This window comes from Lysobacter sp. BMK333-48F3 (assembly GCF_019733395.1).
Lineage (GTDB): Bacteria > Pseudomonadota > Gammaproteobacteria > Xanthomonadales > Xanthomonadaceae > Lysobacter.
Map to the genome: position 1 here is coordinate 2626383 of NZ_JAIHOO010000001.1, position 21071 is coordinate 2647453.

The window sequence follows — 21071 nt, forward strand, 5'->3', positions numbered from 1 at the left end:
AGCGGCGCCCCACAGGGATTTCCTTCGGTCACAAGCCGCGACTGCCATCGCGCCCGTTCGCCGTGTCTTTGTCCTGCACCCCCTGTAGGAGCGGCGTCCCACAGGGATTTCCTTCGGTCATAAGCCGCGACCGCCATCCCGCCCGCTCGCCGCGTCTTTGTCCTGCGCCTCCTGTAGGAGCGGCGTCCCACAGGGATTTCCTACGGTCATAAGCCGCGACCGCGCTGCTGCGGTCTCGCAGCGTCTGTATTCGAAGGCTCTAAAGGCTCAAAGCAAAGCTTCCGTCCGCAAGCGGCCGGGTCACTTTCTTTGTCCAAGGCGACAAAGAAAGTAACCAAAGAAAACGCCATGGCTGTTTCGAATCAAAAGCCACTATGGGACGGAGCCTGCGCGGGACTGCTCCGCACAGGCCATCCCTGGCCTGGCTGCGCACGGCCCGCATCCTTGCGGGCCGCCCTCCGGGGCTTCAGGGCGTTCTCGCGAGTCCGTTGCGACGCCAAGCTCAAAAGCAAAAGCAAAAACAAAAACAACAGCAAAAGCGCAAGCTTGCGGGTCGCTCAGGCCGGCGCGGCGGCCGACTCGCGCAGGCCGCGCGCGGCCTGCACCATCGCCTGCAACGCCGCGCGCACTTCCGGCCAGCCGCGGGTTTTCAGGCCGCAGTCCGGGTTCACCCACAACTGCTCCGGCGCCAGCACTTCCAGTGCCTTGTCGAGCAGCTCGCGCATTTCCGTCTCGCTCGGCACCCGCGGCGAATGGATGTCGTACACGCCCGGGCCGATGCCGTTGGGATAACGGTAGCGGGCGAAGGCGTCGAGCAGTTCCATCCGCGAGCGCGAGGTCTCGATCGAGATCACGTCGGCGTCCAGCGCGGCCACCGCCTCGATGATGTCGTTGAACTCGGCGTAGCACATGTGGGTGTGGATCTGGGTCGCGTCGCTGACCCCGCTGGCGGCGAGGCGGAAGCTGTCGCCGGCCCAGGCCAGGTAGGCCGGCCAGTCGGCGCGTCGCAGGGGCAGGCCTTCGCGCAACGCCGGTTCGTCGATCTGGATCGCGGCGATGCCGGCCGCGTCCAGGTCCTGCACTTCCTCGCGCAGGGCCAGGGCGATCTGCCGGCAACTGTCGGCGCGCGGCTGGTCGTCGCGCACGAACGACCACTGCAGGATCGTCACCGGGCCGGTCAGCATGCCTTTGACCGGGCGCGCGGTCTGGGTCTGGGCGTAGCGGGTCCAGCGCACCGTCATCGGCTTGGGCCGCGCCACGTCGCCGTACAGCACCGGCGGCTTGACGCAGCGCGAACCGTAGCTCTGCACCCAGCCGTGGGCGGTGAAGGCGAAGCCGTCGAGCCGCTCGCCGAAGTACTCGACCATGTCGTTGCGCTCGAACTCGCCGTGCACCAGCAGGTCCAGGCCCAGCGCTTCTTGCTCCTTCAGGCAGTCGCGGGTTTCCTGCTCCAGGAAGCGGCGATAGCCGGCGTCGTCCAGGCGCCCGGCCTTGTGCTCGGCGCGCGCGCGCCGCACCTGCGCGGTCTGCGGGAACGAGCCGATGGTGGTGGTCGGGAATGGCGGCAGGCCGAGGCGCTTTTGCTGCAAGGCGATCCGGCGCGGATACGGCGAGGCGCGCCGGCTCATTTCCGGACGCACGTCGGCCAGGCGCCGGCGCACTTGCGGATTGCGCAGCAGCGGCGAGGCCAGGCGCGCGGCGCGCGCGCTGGCGGCCGCGGCCAGTTCGCGCGCGGCGCCTTCGTCGCCGGCCAGGGCGTCGGCGAGCAGGCGCAGCTCTTCGATCTTCTGCCTGGCGTAGGCCATCCACTGCCGCAGCGGCCCGGGCAGCTTGCGCTCCAGTTCCAGATCGGTCGGCACGTGCAGCAGCGAGCACGACGGCGCCAGCCACTGCGCGCGCGCGCCGGCGCGGCGGGCCAGGCTCAGCGCGGCGTCGAGGTCGGCGCGCCAGATGTTGCGGCCGTCGACCACGCCCAGGCTCAGCGCGCGCTCGGCCGGCAGCAGGGCGAGCAGGCTTTCCAGTTGCTGCGGCGCGCGCACCAGGTCCAGGTGCAGGCCCTGCACCGGCAACTGCGCCGCCAGCGCGGCGTTGTCGCCGAGCCCGCCGAAGTAGGTGGTCAGCAGGCGCTGCGGCGCGTCGGCCTCGGCCAGCGCGGCGTAGGCGCGGCGGTAAGCGGCGCGATCGGCGTCGTCGAGGTCGAGCACCAGCGCCGGCTCGTCGATCTGCACCCATTGCGCGCCGGCGGCCTTGAGCCGTTCCAGCAACTGCGCGTACGCCGGCAACAAGGCATCCAGCAGCTCGCGCGGGTCGCCGCCGTCGCGGCGCTTGCCGAGCTTGAGCCAGGTCACCGGGCCCAGCAGCACCGGCCGCGCCTGCAGACCCAGGGCCTGGGCCTGGGCCAGTTCGGCCAGCGGCTTGTCGGCGCGCAGGGCGAAGCGCTGGCCGGGCTCGAACTGCGGCACCAGGTAGTGGTAGTTGGTGTCGAACCACTTGGTCATTTCCAGCGCGCGCAGATCGCGCCGGCCGTCCTGCACGCCGCGGGCGAGGGCGAAGTAGCCGGCCAGCGGGTCGTGTTCGTACAACTCGCGATGGCTGGCCGGAATCGCGTCGAACAGCACCGACGCGTCGAGCGCCTGGTCGTAGAGGGAGAAGTCGTTGCACGGCACGCTGTCGGCGCCGGCGGCGCTGGCCAGGCGCCAGTGGCGCTCGCGCAGCGCGGCGGCGCTGGCGTGCAGGGCGTCGGCCGCGGTCTCGCCTTTCCAGAACGATTCCAGGGCCTGCTTGAGCTCGCGCCGCGCGCCGATGCGCGGGAAGCCGAGATGGGTAACGCTGATCATGATGAGTACCTGCGATGCGTGGGCATGACGCAGGGCAACGAAGGAGACCACGGCGGCGCCGACCCGGCGCTGTACGCCCGGTTGCGGTCTGCCCTGGTGTCGACCTTCGCCCCCGCGGGCGAACCGGATCCGCGCAGCGGCCGGCACCGCGAGGCGCGCGACCGGCGCACGGGCCGGAGTCGGACGGAAGGCGAACCTTCCGGTCGCGGCAGGTCTTCGGGCTCGGGACTTGAGCCGGCAACGAGTGCGGAGAAACGAGGAACGAGTACTCGCTCGTTCCCGGCCACTCTTTTCTCGCCTCTGGCTTCTCCTACTAAGGCCGCTTCCCAGGCGATCGCCCAGTGCCAAGGCCCGTTCGTTTCCCATACCGCTGCGGGGCAGCTCCGGATTCGCACCGGATTCCCTCTGGCCGCCGCCGGCGGACCGGTGGCGGCGTGTCGCATCGCTTTATCTTTATGAAGCGATGTTCACCGTAACGGCGCCAAGTTACGCAGCGCGGCCGGCGGAGTCAATCGGCGCGTGCGCGGGGCGTGCGGCTTTGCCCGGTCTGCCGGCTGCGCGCCGAGGGCGTCGGCGACCGGCGCGCCGGGCGGATTTCGCCGGCTGGCGTTCATGCGCCGCCGACGAAGATGAAGCGCGCGGCAGCGGCGGCCGCTCGCGGCGTCGCGATGCCGTTGAGTCGGATAACGGCTGCGGCTAACGTGGCAGCGTCGCGACGCTGCGCGATGCGGGCCCGGGACGGCCCGCGATCTCGAATCCGATGGGTGGAACATGTTTTACAGATGGTCGCTTGCGCTGGGGTTGTGTCTGCTGGGCCTGGCGGGCTGCGGCAAAGACGCCGCGCCGGCTCCGGCCGGCGCCGAGAGCGTGACCCTGGGCAGCCAGAACGAGACGGCGCGGGCGCTGCCGGCGAACGCCTCGGCGCCGCCGAGCGAAGCCGAGGTCCTGCGCGGCACCTATTGGCCGCCGGCCAAGCTCGACAACGGCACCGCGCGGATCAGCTGCGGCTACGACTACCAGGCCGACGGCGACGGCGAGCCGCTGAGCGGCCTGGATTTCTTCAGCCTGGTCGACGCGCTGGCGCCGTGCCAGCCGGCCGGGGTGGTGCGGGTGCGCTACGAAGGCAAGATCGGCGCCGGCTTCACCGCCCTGGTGCAGCGGGTCGCGGCGATGGCCGCGCGGATGGAGATCCCGACCCGGATCCTCGACATCGATTCCAGCGGCGGCCACGTCGAAGAGGCGATCCGCGCCGGCGATTCGATCGCCGAGTCGGGCTGGTCGATCTGGGTGCGCGAGGGCGCGGTCTGCCACAGCGCCTGCGTGCTGGTGCTGGCCGCCGGCGACACCCGGTCGGCCGAAGGCAAGGTCGGCATCCACCGGCTGATGCGCGACCGCTCGACCGCGACCTCGCGCGCCGAACTCAGCCGCGAGCTGCGCGCGATCAACCGCGAAGTGCGCGACTACCTGGAGCGCAACGGCGTCGCCACCGCGGTCGCCGACCTGATGATGACCGTCGCCAACCGCGACCTGCGCATCCTGACGCCCGACGAACTGACCCTGTACGGCCTGGACGGCAGCAACGCGGCCCAGGACGACCTCGACCGGATCCGCCTGACCCGCAAGTGCGGCGAGGACTTCGTGCGCCGGCGCGAGCAGGTGCGGCGCGAGGTCGACGCGCAATGCATGGCCTCCGGCAAGGATTTCGGCGCGCTGCCGGACTGCGCGCGCGAAGTGCAGTCGCGCCACGGCTTCCCCGACCGCAGCTGCCCGCACGACAGCCCGGCCGACCTGTACCTGCACGAACCGGTGCTGCCGCCGTTGTCCGCGGCCGTGGCGGAAGAAGACGTGGCGGACAAGCTCGTCTCGCGCAGGAATGTCTCGCCCAAGAATGTCTCGCCGAAGAACGGCGCCGCGCGCCGCGAATGAGGCCGCGCGCACGGTCGGCTTGCGCCGACCGTCATCGCTGACGCAAAATTTTCCGCTTAGCCAGAGCGCCTGCAGGGCTCGAGCCATTCGCCTTAGCAGGAGTTTTCCGCATGTCCGCTACCCCCTTGCGGCCGGCGCCGGCGCGTCTGACGCTGGCCTTGCTGTGCCTGTTGCCGTCGGCCGCGCTCGCCGCCGAGCCCGTCGTTGCCGGACCCGCCGCGGCCGAGGCCGCGCCGCCGGTGCACGAACTCGACCAGATCCAGGTCCACGGCGTCGCCGGTCCGCGCCTGGGCGCGGCGCGCAGCCGCAGCGCGACCAAGACCGATACCCCGCTGATCGAAGTGCCGCAGGCGGTGACCGTGCTGCCGCGCGCGCTGATCGACGCCCAGGGCGGCCGCTCGCTCAACGAGATGCTGGCGCTGGTGCCGGGCGTCGGGCTCAACAACGGCGACGGCCAACGCGACCAGGTCGCGATCCGCGGCTTCAGCGCCTTGTCCGACCAGTACCTCGACGGGGTGCGCGACGACGCGATGTATTACCGCGACCTGGCCAACGTCGAGCGGATCGAAGTGCTCAAGGGGCCGGCGGCGATGCTGTTCGGGCGCGGTTCTTCCGGCGGCCTGATCAACCGGGTCAGCAAGCAGCCGCTGGATGCGGCCCAGGGCAAGCTGCGCCTGTACGCCGACAGCGAAGGCGGCCGGCGCGGCGAGTTCGACCTGACCGGTCCGCTCGGCGTCGGCGCGGGCCGGCTGGTCGGCGCGGTCGAGGATTCCGACAGCTTCCGCGAGCAGGGCTATATCGAGCGCTGGCTGATCGCGCCCTCGTATCGTTTCGAACTCGGCGGCGGCCAGTTGTTGCTGCAGGCCAGCGCGCAGCGCGACGAACGGGTCACCGACTTCGGCGTGCCCAGCTTGTTCGGCCGTCCGGTGGACGTGCCGATCGACACCTACTACGGCTCGGCCGACGCCCGCCGCGACGATTACAGCCGGGCCCGGGTCGAGGTCTTCAGCGCCGTCTACAGCAAGGCGCTGGCGCCGCAATGGGAGCTGCGCGCCAGCCTGCGCGGCACCGACTACGAGCTGCGCCGGCGCAACACCCTGATCACCGGCAATCCGTTCCTGCGCGACGGCCGCTGGCTGTCGAACCGACGCCATGCGGGCAACGACCGCGACCAGCGCGCCTGGTTCGCCCAGGCCGACCTGGTCTACGAAGGCGCCCGCCACCGCCTGTTGATCGGCACCGAGTTCAGCGACGAACGCAAGGACCAGGCCAGCTATGGCGGCCGCGCCACGCCTATCGACCTGCTGGCGCCGGTGCTGGACCGGCCGGTGTTCAACCCGCGCGCCGAAGCGGCCGCGCGCAGCCGCCTGCGCAACGCCGCGCTCTACCTGCAGGACCAGGTCGCCCTGAGCGAGCGCTGGAAGGCGGTGCTGGGCCTGCGCTACGACGACTATCGCCAGCGCACCGAAGACCGGCTCAACCCGCTCGCGCCGAAGCTGCAGCGCACCGACCGCGAGTGGAGCCCGCGCCTGGGCCTGATCTGGATGCCGAGCTCGCAGCAGTCGCTGTACGCGAGCTGGGGCGAGTCCTTCCAGCCTTCGGCCGAAAGCCTGCCGCTGAGCACGGTCAACGTCGACCTGCGCCCGGAGACCACCGCCAACCGCGAGATCGGCTACAAGTTCGCCCGCGCCGACGGCCGCCTGAGCTTCGATGCGGCGCTGTTCGAAAGCGAGCGCGAGCGGATCAAGACCACCGATCCGCTGGACCCGCGCCGCCAGATCGGCGTCGGCACCCAGCGCACCCGCGGCGTCGAGCTCGGCCTGGCCGCGTCGTTGCTGGACCAGCGCCTGGACCTGTACGCCGGCTACGCCTACCTCGACGGCAAGATCGTCAAGTCCAACAACGTCGCCAACGGCGTCGCCCTGCAGGGCCGCACTTCGCCGCTGACCCCGCGCCACAGCGCGTCGCTGTACGCCGAGTACGCGCTCGGCGGCGGTTTCAGCGTCGGCGGCCTGGCCCAGCACGTGGCGCTGCAGTACGCCGCGCCGACCAACCAGACCGCGTTGCCGGCGTTCACCCGCTTCGATTTCAACCTGCGCTACCAAAGCGGCCCCTGGGACTGGCGCCTGCGCCTGGAGAACGCGTTCGACAAGCGCTACTACGCCTCCGCGCACGGCTCGGTCGACGGCTTCAACGCGCCGGGCGCGCCGCGCACGCTCGGGCTGAGCGTGGACTATCGCTTCTGAACCATGCCGCGGGCGCGCGCCGCAGCGGCGCGCGCCCGCGGTTTCGCCGGCGTCGTCGAACGCGCGACGCCCTCCGCGCCGAACAGGTCACCAGCCGCGCTGGATCGGCCGTGCGCCGAGCATGGCCTGGCGGATGCCGGGCAGGGCGAGGAAGTCGTGCGGGAAACCCAGGCGCACCGCGCTGGCTTCGTCCAGGCGCTGCAACTGCGCCGGCTCGAACACCACCTCGAGCGCCTCCAGGTTCTCCAGCAACTGCGCCGGGGTGCGCGCGCCGATCACCGGTACGATCGGTTGCTGGCGCTGCAGCAGCCAGGCCAGCGCGACCTGCGCCGGGGTGCGCCGCATGTCCTGGGCGACGGCTTTGACCACCTCGGCGATGTCCAGCGCGCGCTCGGTCAGCGCGCCGTTGCCGATCGCCACCGCATGCCGTCCCTGGGCGCCGGCCGGATCGAGGTCGGCGCGGCCGTACTTGCCGCTCAGCACGCCCGAGGCCAACGGCGACCAGGCGGTGACGCCCAGCCCCAGCGCCTGCGCCATCGGCAGCAGTTCGCGCTCGCCGTCGCGCTGGGCCAGGCTGGCTTCGATCTGCAGCGCGATCAATGGCGACCAGCCGCGCAGCTCGGCCAGGGTCTGCATGCGCGCGGCCTGCCAGGCCGGCAGGTCGGAGACGCCGGCGTAGAGCACCTTGCCGGCGCGGACCAGGTCGTCGAAGCCGCGCATCACTTCCTCGGCCGGAGTGGTGTCGTCCCAGGCGTGCAGGTACAGCAGGTCGATGTAGTCGCTGCCGAGCCGGCGCAGGCTGGCCTCGACCGAACGCTGCAGGTTCTTGCGGTGGTTGCCGCCGGCGTTGGGGTCGGCCGGATCCATGCTCAGCGAGTACTTGGTCGCGATCACCAGCGCGTCGCGGCGGCCGCGGGCGAACTCGCCGAGCAGGCGCTCGGAGCTGCCGCCTGTGTAGAAGTTGGCGCTGTCGAAGAAGTTGCCGCCGCGTTCGAGGTAGAGATCGAACACTTGCCGCGCTTGTTCGCGGTCGCTGCCCCAGCCCCAGTCGTCGCCGAAGGTCATCGTGCCCAGGCTGACCGGGCTGACGCGCAGGCCGGAGCGGCCGAGGGTGCGGTAATGGTCCAGACGCATTCGCAGTTCCTGATGGGGAAAGTGCGCGCAGTCTAGGAAGCGGGGCGCAGGCGTAATATCCGCAGCTTGCGCTGGCGAGCCGTTCGCGAATGCGGGCCGTAGAAACGCGGCGCGGGGACTTTGCTCAGCGCGGCAACGGCGGCACCGGCGTCGGCGCGCCGTTCGCGTCGAGCGCGATCATGGTGAAGCGGCCGCGGGTGGCGAGCTGCGACTCGCCCGACAGCAGGTCTTCCTTGTGCATCTCGACCTCGACCTGCATCGAAGTGCGGCCGGTTTCGACCACCCGCGCGACCAGCTCGACCAGCGCGCCCTTGGGCACCGCGGTATGGAAGTCGATCTGTTCCGAGCGCGCGGTGACCACGGTGCGCCGGGCATAGCGCGAGGCGGCGATGAACGCGGCCTTGTCCATCCACGCCAGCGCCTGGCCGCCGAACAGCGTGCCCAGGTGATTGGTGTGGTCGGGGAAGACGATTTCGGTCATGCGGGCTTCGGTCATGGCGGCGGAGTCGGCAGCGGGGGAGTCGATGAGGTCGAACATTCCAGGACAACAGGTAATGCGTGCCTTCCCACGCTTGCGGCGAGCGAAGCAAGTGCGGGGCCGGGAGGAGTGGGGCGAGGGGAGGGAGCGATGGAGGCGCCGGGCGGGGCGCGCCCTCACCCCAACCCCTCTCCCGTGAACGGGAGAGGGGCTTCGGAGCGGATCAGAACGCTTCGTCGAACGCGACTTCGCCCTGCACGCCGACCTGGTAGGCCGAGACCCGGCGTTCGAAGAAATTGGTCACTTCCTGCACGTCCTGCAGATCCATGAAGGCGAAGGGATTGGACGCGCCGAAATGCTTGGGCATGCCGAGCTGGACCATGCGCTGGTCGGCGCAGTACTGCAGGTACTGGCGCATGTCCTTCAGCGACAGGCCGACCACGCCGCCGGACAGCACGTCCTGGGCGAACAGGCACTCGCATTCGACCGCTTCCTCGAACATCTTCACCACCTGCGCGCGCAGGTCGGCGTCGAACAGGTCGGGTTCCTCTTCGCGCGCGGTGCGGATGACTTCGAACGCGAACGCCATGTGGCAGCTCTCGTCGCGGAACACCCAGTTGGTGCCCGAGGCCAGGCCGTTGAGCAGGCCGCGCGAGCGCAGGTAGTAGACGTAGGCGAAGGCGGCGAAGAAGAACAGGCCTTCGATGCAGCCGGCGAAGCAGATCAGGTTGAGCAGGAACTGGCGGCGCTGCTCGCGGGTCTCGATCCGCTTCAAGCCCTGGATCGAGTCGATCCAGCGGAAGCAGAACTCGGCCTTGGCCCGGATCGAGGGAATGTTCTCGACCGCGGCGAAGGCCTTGGCGCGCTCGTTCGGATCCGGCAGGTAGGTGTCGAGCAGGGTCAGGTAGAACTGCACGTGCAGCGCTTCCTCGTACAGCTGCCGCGACAGGTACATGCGCGCTTCCGGCGCGTTGATGTGCTGGTACAGGTTCAGCACCAGGTTGTTGGCGACGATGCTGTCGCCGGTGGCGAAGAACGCGACCAGGCGTTCGACCAGGTGCCGCTCGGCCGGGCCGAACTTGTGCTTGAGGTCGTTGACGTCCTGCGAGAAATCGACTTCCTCGACGGTCCAAGTGTTGCGGATCGCGTCGCGGTACATCTCGTAGAAATGCGGATAGCGCATCGGCCGCAGGGTGAGATCGAAGCCGGGATCGAGCAGGCGGGGCGGAGCGATGGACATGGTGGTTCCTTGATGCTTTTCCCTTCTCCCGCGCGCGGGAGAAGGGGCCCGAAGGGCGGATGAGGGCGGTGCGGGCGCGCGGCCCTCACCCCAACCCCTCTCCCGCATGCGGGAGAGGGGCTTTGCGGCGCGTTACTGGCAGGCTTCGCAGGCTTCCGGGTTTTCCAGCGAGCAGGCGATGGCCTCGCTGGGCGTGTATTCCGGCTTGGGCGCGGCCGCAGCGGCCGGGGCGCTGACCGTGGTCTTGGCGATCTTGGTCGCCGGGCGCGAGCGCAGGTAGTAGGTGGTTTTCAGGCCCTTCTTCCAGGCGTACATGTACATCGAGCTGAGCTGGCCGATGTTCGGGCTTTCGATGAACAGGTTGAGCGACTGGCTCTGGTCGATGTAGGCGCCGCGGTCGGCGGCCATGTCGATCAGCGAGCGCATCGGCAGCTCCCAGGCGGTGCGGTAGACCTGGCGCAGCGATTCGGGGATCTCGTTCACCGCCTGGATCGAGCCTTCGGCCATCTTGATCCGGTCGCGCATGTCCGCGGTCCACAGGCCCAGGCGCTTGAGCTCTTCGACCAGGTACTTGTTGACCACCAAGAAGTCGCCGGACAGGGTCTCGCGCTTGAATAGGTTCGACACCTGCGGCTCGATGCATTCGTAGCAGCCGGCGATCGAGGCGATGGTCGCGGTCGGGGCGATCGCGATCAACAGCGAATTGCGCAGGCCGTGTTCGGCGATGCGCTTGCGCAGCGCATCCCAGCGCTCGGGCTGCGAAGGCGTCACGCCCCAGGCTTCGAACTGCAGCTCGCCGATCGAGGCGCGGGTGTCGGCGAAGGCCGGGTGCCGGCCGTGCTCCATCGCCAGCTCGTTCGACGCCGACAGGGCGTGGAAATAGATCGCCTCGGCGATCTCCTGGGCGAGCTTGCGCGCCGGTTCCGAGTCGAACGGCAGGCGCAGCTTGAAGAACACGTCCTGCAGGCCCATCGAGCCCAGGCCGACCGGGCGCCACTTGAGGTTGGCGCGGCGCGCGGTCTCGATCGGGTAGAAGTTCAGGTCGATGACGCGGTCGAGCTGGCGCACGGCCAGGCGCACGGTCTCGGCCAGCTTGTCGAAGTCGAACGCGCCCTTGCCGTCCTCGTACATCTCGACGTGGTGCGAGAGATTGATCGAGCCCAGGTTGCACACCGCGGTCTCGTCCTGCGAGGTGACCTCGAGGATCTCGGTGCACAGATTCGACAGGTGGATGACGTTGCCGTCGCGCAGGGTCTGGTTGGACGCGCGGTTGGACTTGTCCTTGAAGTTCATCCAGCCGTTGCCGGTCTGCGCCAGGGTGCGCATCATCCGGCCGTAGATGTCGCGCGCCTTGACCTTCTTGGTCGCCAGGCCGGCGGCTTCGGCGGCGTGGTAGGCGCGCTCGAAGGCCTCGCCCCACAGGTCGGTCAGCTGCGGCACCTTGGCCGGGTCGAACAGCGACCAATCGCCGTCGGCTTCGACCCGGCGCATGAATTCGTCCGGAATCCAGTTGGCCAGGTTGAGGTTATGGGTGCGGCGCGCTTCGTCGCCGGTGTTGTCGCGCAGTTCGAGGAATTCCTCGACGTCGGCGTGCCAGGGCTCCAGATACACGCAGGCCGCGCCCTTGCGCTTGCCGCCCTGGTTGACCGCGGCGACCGAGGCGTCGAGGGTCTTCAGCCACGGCACGATGCCGTTGGACAGGCCGTTGGTCGAGCGGATCAGCGAGCCGCGCGAACGGATCCGGGTATAGCTCAGGCCGATGCCGCCGCTGAACTTGCTCAGCTTGGCCACGTCCATGTAGCGCTTGTAGATCGCTTCCAGCGAATCGTCCGGCGAGTCCAGCAGGAAGCAGCTCGACAGCTGCTCGTGGGTGGTGCCGGCGTTGAACAGGGTCGGCGAGGACGGGATGTAGTCGAGCTGGGCCATGCGCCGGTACAGCGCCAGGGCGTCGCCGACGTCCTCGCTGAGCGCGCAGGCGATGCGCAGGAAGAACTGCTGCGGGGTTTCGATCACGGTGCGCGCGGTCGGGTGGCGCAGCAGGTAGCGATCGTAGAGGGTGCGCAGGCCGAAGTAGTCGAAGCGGGCGTCCAGGCCGCGGTCGATCGCGTCGTTGAGCTTGCGCGCATGGGCCTGGACGAATTCGAGCAGGCGCTGGTTGATCAGGCCGAGTTCGTGGCCGCGCTGGATCGACTGCGAGAAAGCGTGGATCTCGACTCCGGCGACTTCCTTCTCGATCACCCCGGCCAGCAGGCGCGCGGCGAGGCGGCCGTACTCGGGCTCCTCGGCGGTCAGCAGGGCGGCGGTGCGGATCGACAGTTCGTCGAGTTCGCGGGTGGTCGCGCCGTCGTACAGGCCGGAGATGGTGCGGGTGGCCACGCGCATCGGATCGACCGAGTACAGGCCTTCGCCGCAGCGGGTCACCGCGCGCACGATCTTGTTCAGGTCGACCGGTTCGCGGCGGCCGCTGCGCTTGGTCACGCTCATGGTGAGGTTGGCCGCGGGCGGCGTCAGGGCGAAGCCGGGCGCGGCGGAGGCGTCCTGGCGGGGCGGGGCGGCGCCGGCGGGGGCGGCGGCGACGGAAGGATCGGTGGCGAGCGTGGTCATGGGCGTCTCCGGGGCATGGGCGCACGGGTCGCCGTCCTTCCCGCGAAGGACGGCGTGCGGAGAGTGCGGACGCGCCATCGCGACGGGCCGCGCGCGCGGCGTCGCCGATGGCACGGCCGTGCCCCCGCGGGCGCGGAAACTCGGGAGCGTGCTGGCAGGGTGTCGCACGCGCCGAGACGGGCGCGGCCCGTTCCGCGCATGGCGCCGAAACGGACGGACGCGACGGCGACGAGGCCCTCGCGTTGCGACACCGGCCGTCTTCCCCCGAAGACTCCTGGGCCGGTACCGCGCGGTGTGCAGGCGCGCGGCTGTCGGCAGGTCTTCGGGCTCGGGACTTCAGAGCGAGAAAGAGCGCAGAGACATGAGAGTGAGAGCGGGGCGCCGCTCGTTCGCTGCTCAGGTCTCTGCGCTCTCGGCTCGTTCCTCCTACTAAGGCCGCTTCCCAGGCGCTCCGCCCAGTGCCATGACCCGTTCGTTTCCCATACCGCTGCGGGGCAGCGCCGGCTTCGGGCGGCGTCCAACGCCTTGCCCCTACCGGCTTCCCTTTTCAGCCGATCTCGCGACCGGCACCGACGGGCACAACATAGTGTGGTTCGCGCGATCCGTCAACGCGATATATGGTGAGGCAGTGAGATGCGAAGAGAGTCAAGCCCCTTAATCGCCAAGCCCGGCATGGTGTAACGTGCGCGCCATAAGGACCGGGAAAGCGTGATGGAATCACTACTCGTGTTGCTGGCGCTGGCGGTGCTGCTGGTGCCGGTGTTGCTCGTGGTCGCCCTGGTCCAGATCGCCGGGCTGAAGTCGCGGGTGAGCGAACTGGAGCGCGCGCTGGCCGGCCTGCGCAGCCAGGCCGAGACGCGCGAACCGACCCTGGCCGAACGCATGGCGGGCGAAGCGCCGCCGCGGCCGGTCCCGGCCGTCGCGCCGCCAGCGGTCGTCGCGGCCCAGGACGATCCGGCGTCCGCATCGCCTGTGCCGCCGCCGTTGCCGTCGGCCCCGCCGGTGGCCGCGCGCGCCGCGCCGCCGCCCTTGCCGCCGCGCCCGGCCGCGCCGCGCGCGCCGCGCGCGCCGGCCGCACCGCCGCCGCCGGATGTGTTCACCCTCGGCCTGCGCTGGCTGCGGCGCTGGTTCAGCGAAGGCAACGTGCCGGTCAAGGTCGGCGTGCTGGTGTTGTTCGCCGGCGTCGCCGCCTTGCTGAAGTACGCCAGCGACCAGGGCTGGATGCGCCTGCCGATGGAGTTGCGCCTGAGCGGCGTGGCCCTGGCGGCGATGGCCGGCCTGGTGTTCGGCTGGCGCCAGCGCGAACGCAAGCGCGCGTTCGCCTTGAGCCTGCAGGGCGGCGCGATCGGCGTGCTGCTGCTGGTGGTGTTCGCCGCGTTCAAGCTGTACGGGATGATCCCGGCCGCGGCCGCGTTCGGACTCAGCGTGGCCCTGGTGGCCGGCGCCGGGGTGCTGGCGGTGCGGCAGAACGCGTTGGCGCTGGCGGTGTTCGCGATCCTGGCCGGCTTCCTCGCGCCGATCTGGCTGTCGACCGGCTCGGGCAACCACGTCGCCCTGTTCGGCTATTACGCCGTGCTCAACGCCGGCATCTTCGCCATCGCCTGGTGGCGGCCGTGGCGGGCGCTGAACCTGCTCGGCTTCGCCTTCACCTGGGGCATCGGCACGCTGTGGGGCGTGCTGCGCTACCGCGCCGAGCACTTCGCCAGCACCGAACCGTTCCTGCTGCTGTTCTTCGCCTTCTATCTGCTGATCCCGGTGCTGTACGCGCGCCGCCGCGCCGCCGGCCGGCGCGACCTGATCGACGGCTGCCTGGTGTTCGGCACGCCGTTGATCGCGTTCTCGCTGCAAGCGGGTTTGCTGGAGGGCGAGCGCATGCCGCTGGCGTTCTGCGCGCTGGGCCTGGGCGCGCTGTACGCGCTGCTGGCCGCGGCGCTGCGCCGCGATGCGCGCTTCGTCGGTCTGGCCACGCCCTATGCCTTGCTCGCGGTGGGCTTTGCGACCCTGGCGATCCCCTTGGCCCTGGCGGCCGAAGCCACCGCCTGCGTGTTCGCCCTGGAAGGCGCGGCCCTGGTCTGGCTGGGCCTGCGCCAGCACCGCCTGCTGCCGCAGCTGACCGGCGCCGGCCTGCAACTGGCGGCCGCCTTCGCGTTCGCGATCGGCGCCAGCGATGCGGTGTGGGACGCGCAGCGGCCGCTGCTCAACGCCAGCTTCGCCGGCGCGCTGCTGATCGCCGTCGCCGGTTTCGCCAGCGCCTGGAGCCATCGCCGCAGCGACGCGCCGCGACTGGCCCTGCCGTATTACGTCTGGGGCCTGGCCTGGTGGCTGGGCGCGGTCGGCAGCGAGATCGCCGAGTTTGTGATTGCGCGCGAACGCGTCGATGCGGTGCTGATGCTGGTCGCCGCGACCGGCCTGGCCGCGGCCGAGGTGTTCCGCCGCCACGATTGGCGCGCGCTGTCGGCGACCGCGACCTTGGCCCTGCTCGCGGCGGTGCCGCTGGTGTTCGCCCAGGTCGAAGCGCACGGGCAGCCGTTCGCCGCACTGGGCTGGCTGGCCTGGGCGGTGTATGCGCTGTGCGGCGCGCGTAGCCTGGCCGCGCTGCGCGAGCGCGCCGGACCGGAACTCGGTTTCGCCCATGCCGGCTGGCTGTGGGCCTGGACCTTGGCGATCGGCATCGGCCTGCACCGCTGGCTGCGGCCCGACGGCCGCACGGTGCCGGTCGACGAGGTCTACGGCAGTGGCTGGAGCGCCGCGGCGGTGTTGTTGCCGGTGCTGGCGAGCGCGGCCCTGCTGTTGTGGCGTCCGCGCGCGATCGGCTGGCCGGTGGCGGCGCAGTTGCCGCGTTGGCGCGCGCCGGCGCTGGCCTCGTTCCTGTTGGCGGCGTGGCTGGCGATCGCACTGTACGCCTTCGATCCGGCGCGGTCCTCGCCGCTGCCGTGGTTGCCGCTGCTGAATCCGCTCGGCCTGCTGCAGTGGGCGGCGCTGGCGATCGCCGGCGTGTGGCTGGCCTCGCCGTTGGTCGATGCCGGCCTGGGCCGGCGCCGCGTGCCGTTGCTGGCGGCGGCCGGGTTCGGCCTGATCACCCTGGAAGTGCTGCGCACTGCGCATGCCTGGGGCGGAGTGCCCTGGGGGCCGTCGATGTTCGACACCAGTCTGGTGCAGACCAGTCTGACCGTGGTCTGGAGCGTGCTCGGCGTGGCCGGTTGGATCGCCGGCTCGCGCCGCGGCCAGCGCGGCCTGTGGCTGGCCGGCGCGGTGCTGATGGCGGTGGTGCTGGCCAAGCTGGTGCTGGTCGACCGCGGCCACCTCGGCAATCTGCTCGGCATCGCCTCGTTCATCGCCTACGGCCTGCTGTGCACCGTGGTCGGCTACTTCGCGCCGGCGCCGCCGTCCGCTGCGGCGCCGGCAGCGCGTTCTTCGTCCTCGACGGCTACTTCATCCGACTCCGCGGAGACCGGCGTTTGAACTTCCCGACTGTTGCGTTGCGTTCCCTGCCGCGCGCGTTCGCCGCGCTGTGCCTGCTGCCGCTCGCCGCCGTCGCCGCGCCCCGCGACGACTACGCGCGCCAGTGGCCCTTGCGGCTCGGCCGCGACGACGGCGGCGCCTACCGGGTGGTGCTGGACGAGTCGGTGTACCGCCAGGCGCGCGATGCGCGATTGCGCGACCTCGACGTGCTCGACAGCGCCGGCAAGCCGGTGCCGGCGGCGGTGTTCGCGCCCGAACAACCGCTGGCGCGCGCGCCGCAACGCGCCAGCCTGCCGTGGTTCGCCTTGCCGGCCGCGCCGGCGGACGCGGCCGGCGCGGGTTGGGAGTTGATCAGCGAAGTCGAAACCGACGGGCGCCTGCGCCGGGTCGAAGCGCGCAGCACCGGCGGCGCGCGCGCGCCGCAGACCGCGTTGTTGATCGACGCCAGCCGGCTGCGCTCGCCGATCCTGGCGCTGGAACTGGAATGGGCGCCCGGCGCCGCGCTGGAGGCGGCGTACCGGGTCGAGGCCAGCGACGATCTCGACCAATGGCGCGCGGTGTCGAGCAGCGGCCGGCTGCTCGACCTGCAGCGCGGCGGCCAGCGCTTGCTGCAGCGGCGCATCGTGTTCGATCCGGTCGGCGAGCAGGCGCGCTATCTGCGCCTGACCCCGCAGGATCCGAACGCGGCGGCGCCGATCAGCGCAGTGGTGGCCGAGCTGGCCGCGGACGCGGCGACCGCGCCCTTGCAGTGGCGCGAGCTCACCGGGCGGCGGGTCGAACAGAGCGAGGGCCGGGTCGAGTTCGAATTCGAGCTCGACGGGCGCTTTCCGATCCAGCAGGCCGACGTGGCCCTGCCGGGCAATCACGCCCTGGAGTGGCGGCTGAGCAGTCGCGACACGGCCGAGGGGCATTGGGTCGCGCGCGCCGGGCCGTGGATGGCGTACCGGGTCGATGGCGAAGGCGCCGGCGACCGCTCGGCTGCGCGCCAGTTGGCGGCGACGGTGCGCGACCGCCACTGGCGGCTGCGCGCCAACGGCGCGGTGCCGGGCGAGCCGGTGCTGCGCCTGGGCTACCGGCCCGAAGTCGCGGTGTTCCTGGCCCAGGGCGAGCCGCCGTACGCCCTGGTCGCCGGCAGCGCGCGCGCGGCGCGCGCCGATTCGCCGTTGGCGGAGTTGATCGAGACCTTGCGCCAGCGCCGCGGCAGCGATTGGCAACCGGCCGAGGCCAGTCTGGGCGCCTCGGCGGCCTTGGCGGGCGAGGCGGCGCTGGTGCCGCCGGAGCCGAAGCGGGATTGGCGTTCGTGGGTGCTGTGGGCGGTGCTGGTGGCGGGCGCGCTGATCGTCGCCGGTTTCGCTTTCAGCCTGCTGCGCTCGGGCCCGCCGCCGGCGGCGTGAGCCGCGCCCGCCATCCCACCCGCTCGCCACGTCTTTGTCCTGCCCCCTCTGTAGGAGCGGCGTAAGCCGCGACCGCGCTCTCGCCCGTTCGCCGCGTCTTTGTCCTACGCCCTCTGTAGGAGCGGCGTAAGCCGCGACCGCCATCTCGCCCTTTCGCCGCGTCTTTGTCCTGTGCCCTTGTAGGAGCGGCGCAAGCCGCGACCGCGCTGTTGCGGTCTCGCGGCGTCTGTCGTTCGAAGGCTTCTAAAGCGCCAAAGCTCTAAAGCTCTTAAGGCAAAGCTTCCGTCCGCAAGCGGCCGGGTCACTTTCTTTGTCCAAGGCGACAAAGTCCCACGGGATTTCCTTCGGTCAAAAGTAACCAAAGAAAACGCCATAACTGTTTCGAATCAAGAGCCACTATGGGACGAGGTTTGCGCCGGGCTGCTCCGCACAGGCCATCCCTGGCCTGGCTGCGCACGGGCCGCGTCCCTGCGGCCCGCCCTCCGGGGCTTCAGGGCGTTCTCGCGAGTTCGCTGCGGCGCCAAGCTCTTCAAGGCAAAGGCAAAGGCAAAGGCAAAGGCAAGAGCAGAGGCAATGGCAGCCGCTTTGCAGTCCTAACCCCCAATCCCCAATCCCCAATCCCCGCCATTCAGCCCCGAAGGTTCCTTTCGGCCCCCCGCGCCGCGACAATAGTCGGCCCAGCGCCGGCTGCTGCCGGCTGCGTCCCCCGCCCACATTCCCCGCATCGCCCCAGGAGGCCCCGTGTCCATCGTCCGCATGACCGATCTCGATCTCGCCGGCAAGCGCGTGCTGATCCGCGAAGATCTCAACGTGCCCATCGACGATGGCCGGATCACTTCGGAGCAGCGCATCCTCGCCGCCCTGCCGACCCTGAAGCTGGCGCTGGAGAAGGGCGCGGCGGTGATGGTCACCTCGCATCTGGGCCGTCCGAAGGAAGGCCAGTGGAGCCAGGCCGATTCGCTGGCGCCGGTGGCCCGGCGCCTGTCCGAACTGCTCGGCATCGAGGTGCCGCTGGTCAAGGATTGGGTCGGCGGCGTCGACGTGCAGCCGGGCCAGTTGGTGCTGCTGGAGAACTGCCGCATGAACGTCGGCGAAGGCAAGGACGACGAAGCCCTGTCCAAGCAGTACGCGGCGTTGTGCGACGTGTTCGTGATGGACGCCTTCGGCACCGCGCATCGCGCCCAGGCCTCCACCCATGGCGCGATCCGCCACGCCAAGATCGCCGCCGGCGGCCCGCTGCTGATGGCCGAGCTGGACGCGCTGGCCAAGGCGCTGGACAACCCGGCGCGGCCGCTGCTGGCGATCGTCGCCGGCTCCAAGGTCTCGACCAAGCTGGAACTGCTGTCCTCGCTGGTGTCCAAGGTCGATCAGCTGATCGTCGGCGGCGGCATCGCCAACACTTTCATCGCCGCGATGGGCCATGGCGTCGGCAAGTCGCTGGTCGAAAACGACCTGATCGAAACCGCCAGGAAGATCATGGCCGACGCCAAGGCGCGCGGCGCCGAGATCCCGGTGCCGACCGACGTGGTGGTGGCGCCGGCCTTCGCCGCCGACGCGCCGGCCACGGTCAAGGCGGTCGACGCGGTCGGGGCCGACGACATGATCCTCGACATCGGCCCGGACACCGCCGCGCGTTACGCCGAGCTGATCAAGAACGCCGGCACCGTGGTCTGGAACGGCCCGGTCGGCGTGTTCGAATTCGACGCCTTCGGCAAGGGCACCGAAACGCTGGCGCGCGCGATCGCCGCGTCGAAGGCGTTCTCGATCGCCGGCGGCGGCGACACCCTGGCCGCGGTCGACAAGTACGAGATCGCCGGCGAGGTGTCCTACATCTCCACCGGCGGCGGCGCCTTCCTCGAATTCCTGGAAGGCAAGGAACTGCCGGCGGTGGCCGCGCTCAAGCAGCGCGCGGCGTGAGCGCCCGGCACGCGCTGTTCTTCGATCTCGACGGCACCCTGATCGATTCCTCGCTCGGCATCACCCGCTCGATCGCTTACGCCTTCGAGCGGCTGGAGCATCCGGTGCCCGACGACGCGGCCCTGCGCGGCTGGATCGGGCCGGCCTTGCGCACCAGCTTCGCCCCCTTGCTCGGCGACGCGGCGCGGGTCGAGCAGGCGGTGGCGCTGTACCTGGAGCGTTATGGCCGCGAAGGCTGGACCGAGCACACCGTCTACGACGGCGTGACCGAGATGCTGGATGCGGCGCACGCGGCCGGGCATCGACTGGCGGTGGTGACCGCCAAGAACGAGGACAATGCGCGCAAGATCCTCGCCCACCTGCCGTTCGGCGAGCGCTTCGACGACGTGATCGGCTCGACCGTCGACGGCCGCCTGACCCACAAGGTCGATCTGATCGGCGAAGCGCTGCGGCGCCTGGGGTTGCGCGCGCAGGACTGCGTGATGATCGGCGACCGGCGCATGGACATCGAAGGCGCGGCCGAGCACGGCATGGGCAACATCGGCGTGTTGTGGGGCTTCGGCAGCGAAGACGAACTGCGCGAGGCCGGCGCACAGCGCCTGGCGCACACGCCGGCGCAGCTGCCGGCGTTGTTCGCGGCCTGAGTGCGGCGCGAGCGAGGCGTCCCGCTTCGAAGAGGGTAAGTCGGGGGAGGCTTGGTCGCTGTTACGACCAGCGACAGCAAATCCCCCCGCGCTGCATGCGCTGCTCAGCCGCCGGGCTTGCGCCGGGCGCTGGCCCCCTTTTTCAAAGGGGGCGATCGATGACGCGCTCGGTTCTCGGTGGTCCGATCATCCGATGGTCCGATGGTCCGATGGTCCGATGGAGCTGCCTTTGCAGTTCCCCCCTTTGAAAAAGGGGGGCAGGGGGGGATTTGCTCCTGACTCCATGCCGGCACCCGAGCGTCCAGGCTCCGATCGTTCGCGCCGGCGTTGTTTCCTCTGCGCGTCCCGTGGTCGCGGCTCACGCCGCTCCTACAGGCGACGAGGCCGGACTCCAGGCTAAGGCGACGGCTGCGTTTCGCCGCATCCCGCGGCAATCGCGATAGCAATCACGTTTGCGAAAAGTGATCACAATCGCTTAACGCCGGTTTTATGCCGGTGCGACAGGGCTGGCCTATGGTGCGCGAGCGGCGAATGAGCGCCGCACCAAAGGGAGAGACTGCATGCGTCGTATCGGAATGTTCGCTGCCGTGTTCGCGGTGGCGCTGGCGGGTAGCGTGTCGTTCAATGCACTGGCCAACAGCTGGCAGGGCACCTGGTACTACTACAACGCCGAAGGCGCGCAGGTCGGCAAGTGGACCGCGGGCTGCGGCGCCGCCGACGGCCGTTGGGGCACGGTCACCGAGAACAAGCGCTTCGTGCAGGGCTGCGCGGTCGAGAGCTGAGTCCCGCGCGCCGGATCCCATGCCGGCCATTGCGACGGTCGCGTCGCCGGAGGGCCCGCCCGCGCGGGCCTTCCGTCCGCGCAAGCGGTCGCGCGAGCCGCATGGGCGCAGTCGTCTTATCGATCGTCGTCACGACAGGAGAGACTCACATGCGTCACTTGATCACCGCCGCGGCCGTGGCCGCGTTCGCCGGCGCGCTCGCGTTGGCCGGCAACGTCCTGGCTGCGCCGCCGGGCCAGGGTTATTCGATCACCTACTTCGGCCCGGACGGCGAAGTCGTCGGCGGCGCGACCGCGCACTGCAGCGGCGAATACCTGTCCTGGGGCGATCGCACCGCGACCTACGACAAGCGCACCTGGTATTGCGATTGAACGACGGCGGACGGTGCGGCCGTTCGGCCGCGCCGT

13 protein-coding genes and 2 riboswitches are annotated in these 21071 nt (G+C 70.4%); of the genes, 8 read left to right on the forward strand and 5 right to left on the reverse strand.

All coding sequences use genetic code 11. The features are described from left to right. Nucleotides 1–557 precede the first annotated feature (557 nt). Nucleotides 558–2837 carry a 5-methyltetrahydropteroyltriglutamate--homocysteine S-methyltransferase gene (gene metE, locus K4L06_RS11155; protein ID WP_221671454.1) on the reverse strand — a complete coding sequence of 760 codons (2280 nt, stop codon included), beginning with the start codon at nt 2835–2837 and terminating at the stop codon, nt 558–560. Between the two features lie 189 nt (nt 2838–3026). After that, a riboswitch (cobalamin riboswitch) is annotated at nt 3027–3294 on the reverse strand. Nucleotides 3295–3608: 314 nt separating this feature from the next. Here metE and K4L06_RS11160 point away from each other — a divergent pair. Next, nucleotides 3609–4763, forward strand: coding sequence for a hypothetical protein (locus tag K4L06_RS11160; RefSeq protein WP_221671455.1), 1155 nt, complete (start codon nt 3609–3611; stop codon nt 4761–4763). Nucleotides 4764–4873: 110 nt separating this feature from the next. Further along, complete coding sequence (locus tag K4L06_RS11165) at nt 4874–7009, forward strand: TonB-dependent siderophore receptor (RefSeq protein ID WP_221671456.1); 2136 nt, start codon at nt 4874–4876, stop codon at nt 7007–7009. An 87-nt stretch (nt 7010–7096) separates the two neighbouring features. Here the strand turns inward: K4L06_RS11165 and K4L06_RS11170 are convergent, their stop codons facing one another. From K4L06_RS11170 to K4L06_RS11185, 4 genes are all read right to left on the reverse strand, one after another. Next, complete coding sequence (locus tag K4L06_RS11170; RefSeq protein ID WP_221671457.1) at nt 7097–8143, reverse strand: aldo/keto reductase; 1047 nt, start codon at nt 8141–8143, stop codon at nt 7097–7099. A gap of 124 nt (nt 8144–8267) precedes the next feature. Then, nucleotides 8268–8639, reverse strand: coding sequence for an acyl-CoA thioesterase (locus K4L06_RS11175; protein WP_221671458.1), 372 nt, complete (start codon nt 8637–8639; stop codon nt 8268–8270). 205 nt (nt 8640–8844) lie between these two features. Beyond that, the gene (locus K4L06_RS11180) at nt 8845–9861 is read right to left on the reverse strand and encodes a ribonucleotide-diphosphate reductase subunit beta (protein WP_221671459.1); all 1017 of its coding nucleotides are present in this window, start codon (nt 9859–9861) and stop codon (nt 8845–8847) included. A 132-nt stretch (nt 9862–9993) separates the two neighbouring features. Continuing rightward, nucleotides 9994–12345: a ribonucleoside-diphosphate reductase subunit alpha gene (locus K4L06_RS11185; RefSeq protein ID WP_255595602.1), complete on the reverse strand. Its 2352-nt coding sequence runs from the start codon at nt 12343–12345 to the stop codon at nt 9994–9996. A 415-nt stretch (nt 12346–12760) separates the two neighbouring features. Next, nucleotides 12761–13054: riboswitch (cobalamin riboswitch) on the reverse strand. 122 nt (nt 13055–13176) lie between these two features. Between K4L06_RS11185 and K4L06_RS11190 the strand changes: the two genes are divergently transcribed. From K4L06_RS11190 to K4L06_RS11215, 6 genes are all read left to right on the forward strand, one after another. Then, nucleotides 13177–15927: a DUF2339 domain-containing protein gene (locus K4L06_RS11190; RefSeq protein WP_221671461.1), complete on the forward strand. Its 2751-nt coding sequence runs from the start codon at nt 13177–13179 to the stop codon at nt 15925–15927. 17 nt (nt 15928–15944) lie between these two features. After that, nucleotides 15945–17321 carry a DUF3999 domain-containing protein gene (locus K4L06_RS11195; RefSeq protein ID WP_221671462.1) on the forward strand — a complete coding sequence of 459 codons (1377 nt, stop codon included), beginning with the start codon at nt 15945–15947 and terminating at the stop codon, nt 17319–17321. 741 nt (nt 17322–18062) lie between these two features. Then, on the forward strand, nt 18063–19238 hold the full coding sequence (locus tag K4L06_RS11200) for a phosphoglycerate kinase (protein ID WP_221671463.1): 1176 nt from the start codon (nt 18063–18065) through the stop codon (nt 19236–19238). Further along, on the forward strand, nt 19235–19882 hold the full coding sequence (locus K4L06_RS11205) for an HAD hydrolase-like protein (RefSeq protein ID WP_221671464.1): 648 nt from the start codon (nt 19235–19237) through the stop codon (nt 19880–19882). Before K4L06_RS11200 ends, K4L06_RS11205 begins: the two co-directional genes overlap by 4 nt. A gap of 560 nt (nt 19883–20442) precedes the next feature. Beyond that, nucleotides 20443–20664, forward strand: a complete 222-nt coding sequence (locus tag K4L06_RS11210) for a DUF6289 family protein (protein ID WP_221671465.1) — start codon at nt 20443–20445, stop codon at nt 20662–20664. Between the two features lie 149 nt (nt 20665–20813). Next, complete coding sequence (locus K4L06_RS11215; protein WP_221671466.1) at nt 20814–21035, forward strand: DUF6289 family protein; 222 nt, start codon at nt 20814–20816, stop codon at nt 21033–21035. The last annotated feature ends 36 nt before the right edge of the window (nt 21036–21071 follow it).